We start from the raw sequence: 15,682 nt of genomic DNA, 5'->3' as shown, positions 1-15,682 counted from the left end.
CCGCGCCATGAAGCGCGTCTCCATCTGCGGCTCTACCGGCTCGATCGGCGTCCAGGCGCTGGACGTCGTCTCCCGCTTCCCGGAGCAGTTCGAGGTGGTGGGGCTCGCGGCCGGGCGGAACGTCGCCGTCCTCGCCGAGCAGGTGCGCCGGTTCCGTCCGCGGGTCGTGTCGGTGGCGAGCGACGAGGCGGCCCGGGGGCTGGCGGCCCTCGTCGGCGGCGCGGTCGAGATCCTGGTGGGCGACGCCGGCTCGGAGGCGGTGGCCTCGCTCCCCGAGGCCGACTTCGTGCTCGCGGCCATCTCCGGCGGCGCCGGGCTCCACTCCACCGCCGCGGCGGTGCGGGCGAGGAAGCCGGTCGGGCTCGCGAACAAGGAGTCGATGGTCCTCGCGGGCGAGCTGCTCATGGGCGAGGCGGCCCGCCACGGCGTGCCCATCCTGCCGGTGGACTCCGAGCACAGCGCCATCTTCCAGTCGCTCGCCGGCCACAACCGGCCGGAGGTGCGTCGGCTCATCCTCACCGCCTCCGGCGGGCCGCTCCGCGCGGTGCCGCAGGCCGAGCTGCCGGAGGTCACCCCGGCCCGCGCGCTCAAGCACCCCAACTGGTCGATGGGCGCCAAGATCACCGTGGACTCCGCCACGCTCATGAACAAGGGGCTCGAGGTGATCGAGGCCCGCTGGCTCTTCGACGTGGACCCGCGGCGCATCGACATCCTCGTCCATCCGCAGTCGATCGTGCACTCGATGGTCGAGTACATCGACGGCTCGGTGGTGGCGCAGCTCGGCGTCTCGGACATGCGCGGCCCGATCAGCTACGCGCTCGCCTGGCCCGACCGGCTCCCGCTCGACCTGCCCCCGCTCGATCTCACGCGGCTCGGCCAGCTCCAGTTCGAGACGCCCGACGCGGCCCGCTTCCCCGCCTTCACGCTCGCCTACCGCGCCCTCGAGCTCGGCGGCACCGCCCCGGCGGCGCTCTCCGGCGCCGACGAGGGAGCGGTGGCTGCCTTCCTCGCCGGCAAGTGCCGCTTCACCGACATCGCCGACCTCTGCGCCGACGTCCTCGACGCGCACGTTCCGGAGAAGGTGACCTCCATCGCCCAGGCCCTCGCGGCGAGCGACGCGGGCCGTCGCGCGGTCGAGCGCCGGGTCGGGCTCTAGCGTCGCTCCCGCCACCTCAGACCCGTTCGGGTCTATCGGCCCGCCGCCGAACCGGGCAGGCTGGCTGCGCGTCCGACGGGGCGGCGGTATAAGACCGAGCGCTCTGGTCCAGATTTTGCCCCGTACGAGGTACTGATGGCCTCCGACCTCCTCCTGAAGATCGGCTCGATCGTGCTCCTGCTCGGCGGGCTCATCTTCGTCCACGAGCTGGGACACTTCCTGGCGGCGAAGCTCCTCGGGGTGAAGGTCCTCCGCTTCTCCGTCGGCTTCGGGCCGAAGCTCTTCGGGCTCGTGCGCGGCGAGACCGAGTACCAGCTCGCGCTCCTGCCGCTCGGCGGGTACGTGAAGATGGCCGGCGACGATCCGCACGAGGAGGTCGCGCCGGAGGACGTGGGCCGCGGGTTCCTCGAGCAGAAGCCCTGGCGCCGCTTCATCATCGCCGCCGCCGGCCCGGGCATGAACCTGGTGTTCCCGTTCTTCCTCTACCTGGCCATGTCCCTCGGCCAGAACGGCAAGCTCGCGCCGGGCCCGATGGTGGGCACGGTCACGCCGGGCCTGCCGGCCCAGGCGGCGGGCCTCCGGCCCGGCGATCGCATCCTCAGCGTCACCGCCACCGGGCCCGAGGGGCCGCAGCCGGTCCGCTACTTCGCCGACCTGCGCGACCTCGTCTCCCCGCACGGCGGCGAGCCGCTCCGCTTCGAGGTGCAGCGCGGCGACCGCCGCTTCGACCTCACCATCACGCCCGACCGCGAGCAGGAGCAGAACCCGATCGAGGTGACCACGCGCGGCGTGATCGGCGTCTCGCCGGCCTACCCTCCGGCCGTGGTGGCGCCGGTGGTCCCCGGCGCCGCCGACGGCCTGCGCCCCTTCGACCTCGTCACCCGCGTGAACGGCGCCCCGGTGGCGCACGCCGGCGATCTCGAGGCCGCGCTCGCGTCGGCCGCCTGCCGCCCGGTGGACCTCCTCGTGCGCCGCGCGCCCGCGGACGATCCCGGCGCGCCGCTCGCGCGCCACGCCACGCTGCAGCTGGCCCAGGTGCCGAGCTGCGCCGGCGGCAAGCCGTCCTTCACCCTGGCGGACCCGTCGGTGGCGGCCTTCGTGGGCGGCGTGGCGGCGGGCGGCCCGGCCGCGCGGGCGGGGCTGCGCCGCGGCGACGCCATCGTGGCGGTGAACGGGAAGCCCATCCACTCCTACCGCGACCTCAACGCCCTCGCCGGCGAGTTCAAGGCGGGCGTTGCGGTGAAGGTGGACCTGGCCGGGGGCCGCAGCGTCACCCTCGAGCCCCAGGAGCAGAGCTACGTGGACGAGCTCACCCGCGAGCGGCAGAAGCGGGTCGTGCTCGGGTTCCAGCCGGAGCAGCTCCAGCTCCCCGACCCGAACGCGCTGCTGGCCGAGCAGGTCCGCATCCGGATCGGCCCGGGCGAGGCGGCCGGCAACGCCGCCTCGCACCTCGGCGAGGTGGTGCGGGTGACCGTGCTCGGGATCGCCCGCATCGTGCAAGGCCAGATCAGCTTCAAGACCGTGGGCGGGCCCATCATGCTCTTCTCCATCGCCGCGCAGGCGGCGCAGGAGGGGATCGAGAGCTTCCTCTTCAAGATGGCGCTCATCAGCGTGAACCTCGGGCTCATGAACCTCCTGCCGATCCCGGTGCTCGACGGCGGGCACATCATGACCTGCCTCGTGGAGGCGGTGACGCGCCGCCGGATCAGCGTGCGGGCCCGCGAGATCGCCAACCTGGTCGGGATCGTCCTGCTGGCCATGCTCATGATCGCCGTGTTCAAGAACGACATCATGCGGCTGATGGGGTAAGCACCGGGGCCATGCTGGTCGCCGCCGTAGACACCGCCACCCTCAACCTCTCGGTCGCCCTCGGGCTCGTGGAGCCGGACGGCGTCCGCGTGCTCGCGGAGCACGACGAGCGCGCCGCCCCCCGCTCCGGCGCCGGCGCCCCGGCGGGCGGCCACGGGGCGCGGCTCCCGGCGGCGCTGCTCGAGCTCCTGGCCCGCGCCGGGCGGAGGCTCGCCGAGGTGGAGGGGTACGCCGTCGGCATCGGCCCGGGCTCGTTCACCGGGCTGCGGATCGGGCTCGCCACGTGGAAGGGGCTCGCCTACGCGGCGCGCCGCCCCATCGCCGGCGCCTCCAGCCTCGCCGCGCTCGCGCTCGACGCCGCGCCGTTCGCGCCGCCGGGCGCGCTCCTCGTGCCGCTCTTCGACGCGAAGAAGGGCGAGGTGTACGCCGGGTTCTACCGGGCGACGGGGCCGGATCGGGTGGAGCCGATCGCGCCCGAGGCGGCGCTCCCGCCCGCCGCGCTCTGCGGCCGGGTGGCCGAGCTCGCGCCGTCGGGGGAGGCCTGCGGGGTGGGGGAGGGCTACGCCACCTACGACGCCGTCTTCTCGGCCGCCTTCCCGGCCCTGTCGCGCGTCCGGGCGGCGCCGTCGGCCCTGTCGGTGCTGCGGCTCGCGGCGGAGCGGCTCGCCGCGCGCCCCTTCGACCCGCAGGCGCTCTTCGCCCTCGAGCCGCACTACGTCCGGGCGAGCGAGGCCGAGGTGAAGTTCCCGCACGGGCTCGGCCCGGGCGCGGTGCCGCCGGGGGCGCGATGAGCCGCCAGGAGCCGGCGACGTTCCGCCCGCCCCTGACCGGCGTGGGACTTCCGCTCCTGCTCGGCGCGCTCGGCGGGGCGGCGGTGGGGCTCCTCGCGGGCGTCCCGGTCCTCGTCGCGGCGCTCTTCGGCGCGGCCGCCTCGGCCATCGCGGTCTCGCTGCGGCAGCTGTCGGGGCTGAAGGTCGTGGCCGGGGAGGAGGGGCTGGAGGTCTCGCGCCCGGAGGCGCCCTTCCGCGCCCCCTGGAGCGAGCTGCGGCTCGGCTTCGGGCTGGCCCAGCGGGAGGACGGGTCGGTGCAGCGGTACGCCGTGGTCGCCGACGCGCGGGGCCGCAGCTTCGCTTTCGCCGAGCCGGTGAGCGCCGCGCCGTGCCAGCAGGTGAGCGGCGCCGACGGGCGGCCGGTGCCGGTGGTGGAGCTGCGCGAGGCGGCGCTGCTCCTCGCGCTCCTGGTGCAGCGCGCCGGGCGCTGGGAGGTGCTCCCCGAGCCGCTGCGGGTGGCGCCGCTGGACCTCGCGGCCGGCTTCGCGGAGGCCGCCGCCCCCTCCCCGGCCCTCCCCCGCGTCGCGGGAGAGGGGGGAGCCGCGACGGGTCCCGCGAGTGATGCTGCACTTCCAGGCGATCCGCCGGTGAGCCCCGAAGCCTCTCCCTCCCCGCTCGTGCGGGGAGGGCAGGGGAGGGGCGGCCAGGAGCATTCCGGCCGCCGCCAGCGCTTCGGGCTCGTCGCCCTCCTCGCCAAGCTCGGCACCAAGCTCACCGCGTCGCTCGGGAAGGTGGGCGCCACCGCGCTCAAGGCGGCCAAGACCGCCAACGTCGGCTGGGCCGCCGCGTCGGTGGCCACCTGGTCGGTGCTCTTCAGCTGGAAGTTCGCGGTCGCGATCATGATCCAGCTCTTCGTGCACGAGTACGGCCACGTCCACGCCATGCGCCGCGCGGGCATGAAGGTGCGCGGCCTCTACTTCGTGCCGCTCCTCGGCGCCATGGCGGTCACCGAGGACGCCTTCCCCTCCCGCCGCGCCCAGGCCTACGTGGCCTTGAACGGCCCGCTCTGGGGCTCGCTCCTCGCGCTCGTCCCGGCCGGCCTGTACGCCTGGACGCACCAGCCCATCTTCGCCGCCGTCGCGTCCTGGTGGGCGCTGCTCAACCTCTTCAACCTGCTCCCCATCGCCCCGCTCGACGGCGGCCGGGTGATGCAGGCCTTCGCCTACTCCTACTCCTCGAGCCTCGGCCTCGCCGTCTCGGCGCTCGGGCTCGCCGGCGCGGTCGCCCTCGGCGCCTCGCTCGGCTTCTCGCTCATCTACCTCGTGGCGCTCCTCGGCCTGATGGAGCTCGTGGCCGAGTCGCAGGCGCGCGCCGGGGCCCGGGCGCTGCGGCTCCTGCCCGAGCCGGCCCGCTTCGGCCCGCGCCACTACCTCTACCTGCGCGCGGTGGCCGGCCCGGCGCCGGGCGGCTCCTCGGAGCCGCTCTTCCTCAAGGCGCTCGAGCGGCAGCAGCAGGCCGCGCGCGCCGCGCCGCTGCGCCCGCTCGAGCTGCTCGCCTGGGGGCTCGCCTACGCCGGGCTCGCCGCGGCGCTGATCCTGCTCGTCTACCTGCTGCGGAGCGCGCCCGGCGCCGAGGCCGCGTCGCGCCTCCTCGAGTAGAGGGAGGTCCCGATGCGCATCTTCGTCGCGGGCGCCACCGGGCTCATCGGCCGGCCGCTCTGCGCCGCGCTCCTCTCGGCCGGGCACGAGGTCGTGGCGCTCTCGCGCGCGCCTTCACCGCGCGGCCTGCCGGCCGGGGCGAGGGCGCTCCGGGGCGATCCGGCGGAGCGGGGCCCCTGGCAGGAGGAGCTGGCCCGCTGCGACGCCTGCGTGAACCTGGCCGGCGAGCCGGTCGCGGCGGGGCGCTGGACGCCCGAGCGCAAGGCGCGCATCCGCGACAGCCGCGTGCTCGCGACGCGGAACGTCGCCGAGGTGGTCGCGCGGGGCGGCCCCGCGGTGCTGGTGAACGGGAGCGCCGTCGGGTTCTACGGCCCGCGCGGCGACGAGCCGCTCGACGAGGGCGCGGCCGGCGGGACCGGGTTCCTCGCCGGCGTGGTGCACGACTGGGAGGAGGCGGCGAAGCCGGCCGCGGCCCGGGCCCGGGTGGTGCTCCTGCGCACCGGCATCGTGCTCGCGCCGCGCGGCGGGGCGCTCGAGCAGCTCATGCTGCCGTTCCGGTTCTTCGTGGGCGGGCCGGTCGGGGACGGGGCCTTCTGGCAGCCCTGGATCCACCTCGACGACGAGGTCGGGCTGGTCCGCTTCGCGCTCGAGGACGGCGCCGCCGAGGGACCGCTCAACGCGACCGCGCCGGCGCCGGTGACGAACCGCGACTTCGCCCGGACGCTCGGGCGGGTGATGCGGCGGCCGAGCGCGCTCCCCACCCCGGCCGGCGCGGTGAAGCTCGCGCTCGGAGAGATGGCGGAGATCGCGGTCACCGGCCAGCGGGTGGTGCCGGCGAAGGCGCTGGCGCTCGGGTACCGGTTCCGCTTCCCCGAGCTTGAGCCGGCGTTGCGCGACCTGCTGGCGGCGCGGGAGCGGCCGGCGGGTTAGGGAACCCCTGGCCGCCCCTCCCCAGCCCTCTGCGCCCGGCGGGGGAGGGAGCGCCCCTGGGCACGGCCCACGACGCCCAGCGGCATCCGACCCCCGGTCCCAGGAGATCCGACGTGAAAGACACGCTCCGCCCCGGCCTGCGCCACACCTTCAGCTACGTCGTGCCGCCCTCGAAGACGGTGCCGCACGTCTACCCGGAGAGCCCCGACTTCCTCGAGATGCCCGAGGTGTTCGCGACCGCCTTCCTGGTCGGGCTCATCGAGTGGACCTGCATGCAGGCGCTCGCGCCGCACCTCGAGCCGGGCGAGCAGTCGCTCGGCGTCCACGTGGACTTCAGCCACGACGCCGCGACCCCGCCGGGGCTGTCCGTCACCGTCAGCGTGGAGGTGGCGGCGGTCGAGGGGCGGCGGGTCACCTTCCGGACGGAGGCGCACGACGGCGTGGACACCATCAGCCGGGGGACGCACGTCCGGTTCGTGATCGACGGCGCCCGCTTCCGCAAGAAGGTGGCGGAGAAGGCGGCCGCGAAGGGGTAGGGGCGGGCACCCTGGCGGCCCCTCCCCAGCCCTCCCCGCCCGAGCGGGGAGGGAGTGCACCTCTTCCCCTCTCCCGCGGAGCAGGGGAGGGTCAGGGAGGGGGTGCGACATGGGGCGATCGAGCGGCGCCTGCCCGGGGCGGCGGGATGATTCCCGCCCCTCCTGTGTTAGCATTCCGTCCCTTTTCCCCCGCCCCTGGAGGAAGCCCGTGAAGAGAAAGCTGAAGGTCGGCGTGCTCGGCGGCACCGGCATGGTCGGCCAGCGCTTCGTCGCGCTGCTCGAGAACCACCCCTGGTACGAGGTCACGCTGGTGGCCGCGAGCGCCGGCTCGGCGGGCAAGCGCTACGCCGACGCCGTCCAGGGCCGCTGGGCGATGAAGACCCCCGTCCCCGCCGCCGTGGCCGGGCTCACCGTCCAGAACGCCTCCAGCGTCCCGCAGATCGCGGAGCAGGTGGACTTCGTCTTCTGCGCCGTGGACATGCCGAAGGACGACACCCGCAAGCTGGAGGACGACTACGCGCGCCGTGAGACGCCGGTGGTCTCCAACAACTCCGCCCACCGCGGCACGCCCGACGTGCCGATGATGATGCCGGAGGTGAACCCGGAGCACGCCGCCGCCATCGACGCGCAGAAGCGGCGGCTCGGCACGAAGCGCGGCTTCATCGCGGTGAAGCCCAACTGCTCCATCCAGAGCTACGTCCCGGCCATCCACCCGCTCCTCGACTTCGGCCCGGAGCGGATCTCGGTCTGCACCTACCAGGCGATCTCCGGCGCGGGGAAGACGTTCGAGACCTGGCCGGAGATGGTGGACAACCTCATCCCCTTCATCAAGGGCGAGGAGGAGAAGAGCGAGCAGGAGCCGCTCAAGATCTGGGGCAAGGTGGAGGACGGGCGCATCGTCCCCGCGACCTCTCCCGTGATCAGCGCCCAGTGCCTCCGGGTGCCGGTGAGCGACGGCCACATGGCGGCGCTCTCGGTCTCCTTCGCCAGGAAGCCCTCGAAGGACGAGATCCTGGCCCGCTGGCGCGCCTACGAGGGGCGCCCGCAGCAGCTCAAGCTCCCCTCGGCGCCCACGCCGTTCCTCACCTACTTCGAGGACGACGCCCGGCCCCAGACGCGCATCGACCGCGACGCCGGCAACGGCATGGGCGTCACCATCGGCCGCCTGCGGCCGGACAGCCTCTTCGACTGGCGCTTCGTCTGCCTCTCGCACAACACCGTGCGCGGCGCGGCCGGCGGCGCCGTGCTGACGGCGGAGCTCCTCACCGCCGACGGCCACATCCAGGCCAAGTAGCTTCGCGACGCGCGGCCGCTCCGGTCCGACCGGGCGCGCCGCGCGTCGCTTTTTTTCGCCCTCACCTCGTCCTCACGCCAGGAGCTCCGCACCCGATGGCCTCCCGTCCCCTCTCCCTCGCCATCCTCGGCGCCACCGGCGCCGTCGGCCGCACCGTCCTCCAGGTCCTCGAGGACCGCGACACGCCCGTGAAGAGCCTGAAGCTCCTCGCGAGCGAGCGCTCCCAGGGCACCGTCCTCGAGTTCAAGGGGGAGGAGCTCCCGGTCGAGCCCTTGAAGCCGGGCGTCTTCCAGGGCTGCGACGTCGCCATCTTCTCGGCCGGCTCGGCCGTGTCGCGCGAGTGGGCGCCGAAGGCCTGGGCCGAGGGCTGCGCGGTGGTGGACAACTCCTCCGCCTTCCGCGCCGACCCCGAGGTGCCGCTCGTGGTACCGGAGGTGAACCCGGAGGCGCTCGCCGGCTTCCGCGCCAAGGGCCTGGTCGCGAACCCGAACTGCGCGGTGACGCCGCTCCTCGTGGCGCTCCAGCCGCTGCACCGGGCCGCCGGCATCGAGCGGCTCGTGGTCTCCACCTACCAGTCGGTCTCGGGCGCCGGGCAGAAGGCGGTCGAGCAGCTCGAGGGCGAGGCGCACGCGCTCATGAACGGCGCCGAGCCCGACGCGCCGCACCAGATCCCGTACCGGATCGCCTTCAACCTCGTGCCGCAGATCGGCGCCTTCGTCGAGGGCGGCGAGACCGAGGAGGAGCGCTCCATCGCAGCCGAGAGCCGCCGGATCCTGGGCGCCCCCGGGCTCCGCGTGAGCGCCACCGCCGTGCGGGTGCCGATCTTCTACGGCCACTCCTGGAGCGTGAACCTGGCCACCGGCCGCAAGCTCTCCGCCGGGGAGGCGCGGGAGCTGCTGAAGCAGGCGCCCGGCGTGAAGCTGGTGGACGACCTGAAGGAGCGGATCTACCCGATGCCGCTCCTCGCGGTGAACGACGACGCGGTGCTGGTCGGACGGGTCCGCGAGGACGCCTCGCAGGAGCACGGGCTCGCCCTGTTCGTGGTCGCCGACAACCTGCGCAAGGGCGCGGCGACCAACGCGGTGCAGCTCGCGGAGCTGCTGGGCGAGAAGTACCTCTAGCGCGCCGCGCGTCGCGCCCCGCCAGGGCGCCCGCTGCCATTTTGGCACCGCGCCGCGCCCCTCCCGCCCCGCCTTGCCAATTTGGCGAGGCGGGGGCGGCGCCGGTCGCGCGCGGCCGTACAATCCGGAATAGTCCCGGGCCCTTCCTTGCTTGCATCCCTGGCGTCGGGCTTGCAGAATCGCGGCCGCATGGTCCCGCGCCTCGCCGCTCTGCTGCTCCTCCTCCCCTCCGTCGCGCTCGGCGCGGTGACGATCTCGGTCTCCGAGTCGGCCGACAGCGACGGGTACGTCAACATCGCCGAGTGCCAGGGGAGCACCGACAACCTCACCGCCGCCTGGTCGGGCGTCACCTCCACCTCGACCAACCTGAGCCTGTACGTCTCGGACACCTCGGGCTGCATCGACACCGGGAGCTCGTCCACCACGGTGCGTGGCACGGCCATCGACGCCTCGGCGAGCGCGAGCGGGCCCTCGACGAACCCGGTCACCACCGCCAGCAACGCCGCCAGCCTGGCCGGCCTCGGCGGCTGCAACACCTACCAGCCCATCTACTTCTGCCTCTTCGACGGCGCGCCCAGCAGCACGACGCTGGTCGCCCAGGGCAGCATCCAGCTCGACGGCCTCCGGCCGGCCGCCCCCGACATCCAGTCGGTGACGCCGGGGAACGCCGCGCTCACCGTCTACTGGACCGCCGGGACCGGCTCCGACGGCGGGACCACCGGCGCGGCCAAGAGCTACGAGGCCCACGCGGTGAACGCCTCGAACACGAGCGAAGATCACTCGCAGACGGTGACGAGCGGCACCTCGGTCCGCATCGGCGGCCTCCAGAACGACGTGACCTACAACGTCTACGTCTACGCGCTCAGCGCCGGCGGCAACTACAGCGCGGCCTCCGCGGCGGTCCAGGGCTCCCCCATCCCGGTGGACGACTTCTGGACCTCCTACAAGAACGCCGGCGGCCGCGACAGCGGCGGCTGCAGCAGCGGGGCCGCGGGCGCGGTCGCGCTCCTGCTCTCGCCGCTCCTCCTCCTCGCCCGCAAGCGGAGGCGCTCGTGAAGAGGCTCCTCGCCGCCGTCGCCGTCCTGGCGCTCGCCACCGCCGCCCGGGCCGAGGACTCCTCGCCCGAGGCGCCCTCCCTCGAGTCGCCTCGCTGGGGCAGCTTCGAGATCCGCCTCTCCGGCTACCACCCCAAGATCGACAGCGAGTTCGCCGGCTCGTTCACCCCGTACCAGAACTCGTTCGGCGACAAGCGCGGCTGGATGGGCAAGCTCGGCGTCTCGAAGGAGCTCTACCACGGCATCGGCACCCTCGAGGCGGGCGCCGCGGCGGGCTACTGGGAGATGTACGGGCACGGTCACCTCACGAAGGACCCGACCGTCGCCGCCGACAGCACCGCCCTCAAGGTGATCCCGCTCAGCCTGATGCTCACCTACCGCTTCGACTGGGTGGCGGAGCAGATCGGCGTGCCGCTCGCGCCGTACGGCCGCGTCTCGCTCGACCGGATGCAGTGGTGGGTCACCGACGGCTCCGGCGGCAGCTCCAAGTCGGGGGCGACGAACGGCTACAGCCTCACCGGCGGCGTCGCGCTCATGCTCGACTTCTTCGATCGCTCGCTGGCGCGCGAGATGGACCGCGACACCGGCATCAACCACACCTACGCGTTCGTGGACTTCACGAAGAGCTTCATCGACGACTTCGGCTCGAAGTCGAGCTGGGACATGTCCGACTCGGCCACGACGCTGACCGCCGGGCTGCTGTTCGTGTTCTAGGGCGGCCGCGCCGACGGCCGCCGGCCGAGGCCCGGGCCGGGCGTCACCGCGTCGGCCGGGGCGCGAGCTCGCGGCGCACCAGCTCCGCGCACGGGCCGCCGCACTCGTCGAAGCGCGAGGCGAAGGTCGCGAGCTCCCGGCAGTGATCCGCGAGGGCCTGGGGCCGGCCGTCGGCGCACGAGCGCCGGAGCTCGTCCACCGTGCGCGACAGCAGCGCCGCGCGCTCGCCCGCCGGGATGGCGCGCAGGGCTCCCGGCGGCGAGGCGGACGCCCAGAGGAGCGCGCCCAGGGCCACCCCGGCCAGCAGCCAGGCCGCGGGCCGGCGGTGGCGCGTGGCCCGGCCGGGCCCAGGCGCGGGCGTGGCGTCGGCGCGCACGAGGCGGAGGTTCGCGAACGGGCTCACGCCCCTTCCCTGGAGCATCCTGCGTGCCACTCGCGCTCGCGCGCAGCGCGCGAGGGATTCCGCGGCCTCGCCTTGCCGGGTGCCCGCTCGACCCTCGCCGGGCCTTGCATCGCGCAAGGTGGCCCGGGCCGCTCACCGGAGGCCTGACCGCGGAACCGCCGGGACGTGGCCGGCTCGCGGGGCCGGCACCCCCGATGCACTGGCTGCAGGGCGTCGCCGTCCCGCGCTCCGTGCGTGGAAGGAGTCGCCCTGTGCCGGATCTCGCCTTCGCCGCCGCTTCGATCGCCTTCTTCGGGCTGTCGTACGCCTACGTCCTGGCCTGCGACGTCCTGTGAGGGGGCCGCCATGAGCTTCGAGTACGCGGTCGGAATGATCCTCTCCGCCCTCCTCGGCGGCTACCTCCTGTACGCGCTGCTCCGCCCGGAGCGGTTCTAGGCGCCTCGCCGTGACCGCCAACGGCTGGCTGCAGATCGCCCTGTTCGCGCTCGTGATCCTGGCGCTCACGAAGCCGCTCGGGCTCTACCTGTTCCGGGTCTTCGAGGCCGAGGAGAAGCCGGCGCCGCGCCTCTTCGGCCCGCTCGAGCGCGGCCTGTTCCGGCTCTGCGGCGTCGATCCCCGGCGGGAGCAGGGCTGGGTGGGCTACGCGGCGTCGATGGTGCTGTTCAGCCTGCTCGGCGTGCTGGTCACCTACGTCATCCTGCGCGCGCAGCACCTCCTGCCGCTCAACCCGCAGCACCTCCCGGCGGTGCCGGCCGACCTGGCGTTCAACACGGCCGTGAGCTTCGCGACCAACACCGACTGGCAGTCCTACGCGGGCGAGACGACCGTGTCGTACCTCACCCAGATGGCCGGGCTCGCCTGGCACAACTTCACCTCCGCCGCGGTGGGCATCGGGGTGGCGCTCGCGGTCGCGCGCGGCCTCACCCGCCAGCCGGGGCCCGAAGGCGCGAAGACCCTCGGCAACTTCTGGGTCGATCTCGTCCGGGCCATCCTCTACGTCCTCCTGCCCATCAGCGCGGCGGTGGCGCTCTTCCTCGTCGCGACGGGCGTGCCACAGACGCTCGCCGCGTACCGCGAGGTCACCACGCTGGAGGGCGGGAAGCAGCTCGTCGCGCTCGGGCCGGTCGCCTCGCAGGAGGCGATCAAGATGCTCGGCACCAACGGCGGCGGCTTCTTCAACGCCAACGGCGCCCACCCCTTCGAGAACCCGACGCCGCTCTCGAACTTCGTGGAGATGGTGCTCATCTTCGCCATCTCCGCCGGGCTGACCTGGACCTACGGCCGCATGGCCCGGAGCCAGCGGCAGGGCTGGGCGCTGTTCGGCGCCATGGCCTTCCTCTTCGCGGTGGGGGTCGCGGTCCTCTACCGGGCCGAGTCCGGCCCGAACCCGGCGCTGCGCGGGCTGGCGGTGACGCAGACCGCCGGCAACCTGGAGGGCAAGGAGACCCGCTTCGGCATCGCCGACACCGCCCTCTTCGCCACCGCCACCACCGACGCCTCCTGCGGCGCGGTGAACGCCATGCACGACAGCTTCACCCCGCTCGGCGGCCTGGTGCCGCTCGTGAACATCCAGCTCGGCGAGGTGATCTTCGGCGGCGTCGGCGCCGGGCTCTACGGGATGCTGGTGATGGTGCTGCTCACGGTGTTCATCGCCGGCCTGATGGTCGGGCGGACGCCGGAGTACCTCGGGAAGAAGGTCGAGGCGCGGGAGATGAAGCTCGCCATGCTCTACGTCCTCGTCTTCCCCCTCGTCGTGCTCACCCTGACCGGCTGGTCGGTGGTGACGCCCCTCGGCACGGGCTCCTTCGCCAACGCGGGCCCCCACGGGCTCTCCGAGGCGCTCTACGCCTTCACCAGCGGCGCCGGGAACAACGGCTCCGCCTTCGCGGGCCTGAACGCCAACACCCGCTTCTGGAACGTCGCCCTCGGCGCCGACATGCTCGTCGGCCGCTTCCTGATGATGATCCCGGCGCTCGCCATCGCCGGCTCCATGGTGGGGAAGAAGGCGGTGCCGGCCAGCCTCGGCACCTTCCCCACCGACGGGTGGCTCTTCAGCGCGCTCCTGGTCTCGGTCATCGTCGTCGTCGGCGCGCTGACGTTCTTCCCGGCCCTCTCGCTCGGCCCGGTCCTGGAGCACTTCCTCGCGGCCGGCGGAAAGGTGCTCTAGCCATGGCCTCCCCCGACGCCCGCCGCCTGGCGCTGCTCGACCCGCACCTCCTGGGCGCCGCCGCCCTCGCCAGCCTGCGCAAGCTCTCGCCCCGCCACGTGGCCGCGAACCCGGTGATGTTCGTGGTGGAGGTGGGCAGCGTGCTCACCACGCTGCTCTGGCTGCGCGACCGGGTGCTGCACCCGGCCGGCGCCGCCCCGGGCTGGTTCACGCTCTCGGTCTCGCTCTGGCTCTGGTTCACCGTGATCTTCGCCAACTTCGCCGAGGCGGTGGCGGAGGGGCGGGGAAAGGCGCAGGCCGACACGCTCCGCAAGATGCGGCGCGAGACCGTGGCCCGCCGGCTGCCCAGGAGCGGCGGGGCCGAGGAGCGGGTGGACGCCTCGGCGCTGCGCAAGGGCGACCGGGTGGTGGCCGAGGCCGGCGACGTCATCCCCGGCGACGGCGAGATCGTGGAGGGCATCGCCTCGGTGGACGAGTCGGCCATCACCGGCGAGTCGGCCCCGGTGATCCGCGAGTCGGGCGGCGATCGCTCGGCCGTCACCGGCGGCACGCGGGTGCTCTCCGACCGGATCGTGGTCCGCATCACCGCCGATCCGGGCCAGTCCTTCCTCGACCGGATGATCGCCCTCGTCGAGGGCGCCAGCCGGCAGAAGACCCCCAACGAGATCGCGCTCGACATCCTGCTCGCCGGCCTCACCCTGGTGTTCCTCTTCGCCTGCGTCACCCTGGTGCCGCTGGGGCTCTACTCGCGCATCCAGCTCTCGACGACGGCCGTGGTGGCGCTGCTGGTCTGCCTCATCCCGACCACCATCGGCGGGCTCCTCTCCGCCATCGGCATCGCCGGGATGGACCGGCTGCTGCGCAAGAACGTGCTCGCCATGAGCGGCCGGGCGGTGGAGGCGGCGGGCGACGTGGACACGCTGCTCCTCGACAAGACCGGCACCATCACCCTCGGCAACCGCATGGCGACGGCGCTGCTCCCCATGCCCGGCGTGCGGGTGGAGGACCTGGCCGACGCCGCGCAGCTGGCGAGCCTGGCCGACGAGACGCCCGAGGGGCGCTCCATCGTGGTGCTGGCGAAGGAGCGGTACGGGCTCCGCGGCCGCCCGGTCCACGAGGCCGAGCACCAGTTCATCCCCTTCAGCGCGCAGACCCGGATGAGCGGCTGCGACCTGGGCGCCCGCGTGGTGCGCAAGGGGGCGGTGGACGCGGTCGCCCGCCACGTCGAGGCGCTGGGCGGGAGGGTCCCGGCCGAGCTGCGGGAGGCCGCCGACCGGATCGGCGACTCGGGCGGCACCCCCCTCGCCGTCTCCGACGGCGGCAAGGTGCTCGGGATCGTCCACCTGAAGGACGTGGTGAAGGGCGGGATCAAGGAGCGGTTCGACCGGTTCCGCGCCATGGGGATCCGCACGGTGATGATCACCGGCGACAACCCGCGCACCGCGGCCGCCATCGCCGCCGAGGCCGGCGTGGACGACTTCCTCGCCGAGGCCACCCCCGAGGCCAAGATGAAGCTCATCAAGGCCGAGCAGGCGAGGGGGAAGCTGGTGGCCATGACCGGCGACGGCACCAACGACGCGCCGGCGCTGGCCCAGGCCGACGTCGGGGTCGCCATGAACACCGGCACCCAGGCGGCCAAGGAGGCGGGGAACATGGTGGACCTCGACTCCAACCCCACGAAGCTCCTCGAGGTGGTCGAGGTGGGCAAGCAGCTCCTCATGACCCGCGGCACCCTCACCACCTTCTCGATCGCCAACGACGTGGCCAAGTACTTCGCCATCCTGCCGGCGCTCTTCGTGGCCACCTACCCGGAGCTGCGCGCGCTCGACGTCATGCACCTCGCCTCGCCGTTCAGCGCCATCCTCTCGGCGGTCATCTTCAACGCCATCATCATCGTGCTGCTCATCCCCCTGGCGCTGAAGGGAGTCCGCTACCGGCCGCTGGGGGCGGCCGCGGTGCTGCGGCGCTCGCTCCTGGTCTACGGCCTGGGCGGCGTGGTCGCGCCGTTCGCCGGCATCAAGCTCATCGACCTGGCGCTCGCGGCCGCGGGCGCCGTCTAGGAGGCCGCC

14 protein-coding genes are annotated in these 15,682 nt (G+C 73.9%); 13 read left to right on the top strand and 1 reads right to left on the bottom strand.

What is annotated here, in order from left to right:
* The first annotated feature begins 7 nt into the window (after window positions 1-7).
* From AMPC_RS10315 to AMPC_RS10270, 10 genes are all read left to right on the top strand, one after another.
* Window positions 8-1,156: a 1-deoxy-D-xylulose-5-phosphate reductoisomerase gene (locus AMPC_RS10315; RefSeq protein WP_248346187.1), complete on the top strand. Its 1,149-nt coding sequence runs from the start codon at window positions 8-10 to the stop codon at window positions 1,154-1,156.
* Window positions 1,157-1,291: 135 nt separating this feature from the next.
* Window positions 1,292-2,965, top strand: coding sequence for an RIP metalloprotease RseP (gene rseP / locus AMPC_RS10310; protein WP_248346186.1), 1,674 nt, complete (start codon window positions 1,292-1,294; stop codon window positions 2,963-2,965).
* A gap of 11 nt (window positions 2,966-2,976) precedes the next feature.
* Entirely contained in the window at window positions 2,977-3,756 is a 780-nt protein-coding gene (tsaB, locus tag AMPC_RS10305) for a tRNA (adenosine(37)-N6)-threonylcarbamoyltransferase complex dimerization subunit type 1 TsaB (protein WP_248346185.1), read from the top strand.
* Window positions 3,753-5,393, top strand: coding sequence for a site-2 protease family protein (locus AMPC_RS10300; protein ID WP_248346184.1), 1,641 nt, complete (start codon window positions 3,753-3,755; stop codon window positions 5,391-5,393). Before tsaB ends, AMPC_RS10300 begins: the two co-directional genes overlap by 4 nt.
* A gap of 12 nt (window positions 5,394-5,405) precedes the next feature.
* Complete coding sequence (locus AMPC_RS10295; RefSeq protein ID WP_248346182.1) at window positions 5,406-6,323, top strand: TIGR01777 family oxidoreductase; 918 nt, start codon at window positions 5,406-5,408, stop codon at window positions 6,321-6,323.
* A gap of 113 nt (window positions 6,324-6,436) precedes the next feature.
* Entirely contained in the window at window positions 6,437-6,859 is a 423-nt protein-coding gene (locus AMPC_RS10290; protein ID WP_248346180.1) for a thioesterase family protein, read from the top strand.
* Window positions 6,860-7,067: 208 nt separating this feature from the next.
* Window positions 7,068-8,153: an aspartate-semialdehyde dehydrogenase gene (gene asd, locus AMPC_RS10285; protein WP_248346178.1), complete on the top strand. Its 1,086-nt coding sequence runs from the start codon at window positions 7,068-7,070 to the stop codon at window positions 8,151-8,153.
* Between the two features lie 95 nt (window positions 8,154-8,248).
* On the top strand, window positions 8,249-9,274 hold the full coding sequence (locus AMPC_RS10280; RefSeq protein ID WP_248346176.1) for an aspartate-semialdehyde dehydrogenase: 1,026 nt from the start codon (window positions 8,249-8,251) through the stop codon (window positions 9,272-9,274).
* A 189-nt stretch (window positions 9,275-9,463) separates the two neighbouring features.
* Window positions 9,464-10,330, top strand: coding sequence for a fibronectin type III domain-containing protein (locus tag AMPC_RS10275; RefSeq protein WP_248346174.1), 867 nt, complete (start codon window positions 9,464-9,466; stop codon window positions 10,328-10,330).
* On the top strand, window positions 10,327-11,043 hold the full coding sequence (locus tag AMPC_RS10270) for an MXAN_2562 family outer membrane beta-barrel protein (protein WP_248346172.1): 717 nt from the start codon (window positions 10,327-10,329) through the stop codon (window positions 11,041-11,043). Before AMPC_RS10275 ends, AMPC_RS10270 begins: the two co-directional genes overlap by 4 nt.
* 43 nt (window positions 11,044-11,086) lie before the next feature.
* On the opposite strand, the gene AMPC_RS10265 is transcribed toward AMPC_RS10270, so the two are convergent.
* Window positions 11,087-11,446 carry a hypothetical protein gene (locus AMPC_RS10265; protein ID WP_248346171.1) on the bottom strand — a complete coding sequence of 120 codons (360 nt, stop codon included), beginning with the start codon at window positions 11,444-11,446 and terminating at the stop codon, window positions 11,087-11,089.
* A 345-nt stretch (window positions 11,447-11,791) separates the two neighbouring features.
* Here AMPC_RS10265 and kdpF point away from each other — a divergent pair, with 345 nt between their 5' ends.
* Genes kdpF through kdpB form a run of 3 tightly spaced genes read left to right on the top strand, consistent with a single transcriptional unit; the run spans window position 11,792 to window position 15,673 of the window.
* On the top strand, window positions 11,792-11,881 hold the full coding sequence (kdpF, locus tag AMPC_RS10260; protein WP_248346169.1) for a K(+)-transporting ATPase subunit F: 90 nt from the start codon (window positions 11,792-11,794) through the stop codon (window positions 11,879-11,881).
* 10 nt (window positions 11,882-11,891) lie between these two features.
* The gene (gene kdpA / locus AMPC_RS10255) at window positions 11,892-13,613 is read left to right on the top strand and encodes a potassium-transporting ATPase subunit KdpA (RefSeq protein ID WP_248346167.1); all 1,722 of its coding nucleotides are present in this window, start codon (window positions 11,892-11,894) and stop codon (window positions 13,611-13,613) included.
* A 2-nt stretch (window positions 13,614-13,615) separates the two neighbouring features.
* A complete protein-coding gene (gene kdpB / locus AMPC_RS10250) occupies window positions 13,616-15,673 on the top strand; it encodes a potassium-transporting ATPase subunit KdpB (RefSeq protein ID WP_248346165.1) in 2,058 nt (685 codons plus the stop codon).
* The last annotated feature ends 9 nt before the right edge of the window (window positions 15,674-15,682 follow it).

This window comes from Anaeromyxobacter paludicola (genome assembly GCF_023169965.1).
GTDB classification, from domain to species: domain Bacteria; phylum Myxococcota; class Myxococcia; order Myxococcales; family Anaeromyxobacteraceae; genus Anaeromyxobacter_B; species Anaeromyxobacter_B paludicola.
The sequence above is the reverse complement of the archived record's forward strand: the minus strand, read 5'-3'. Positions and strand labels throughout refer to the sequence as shown.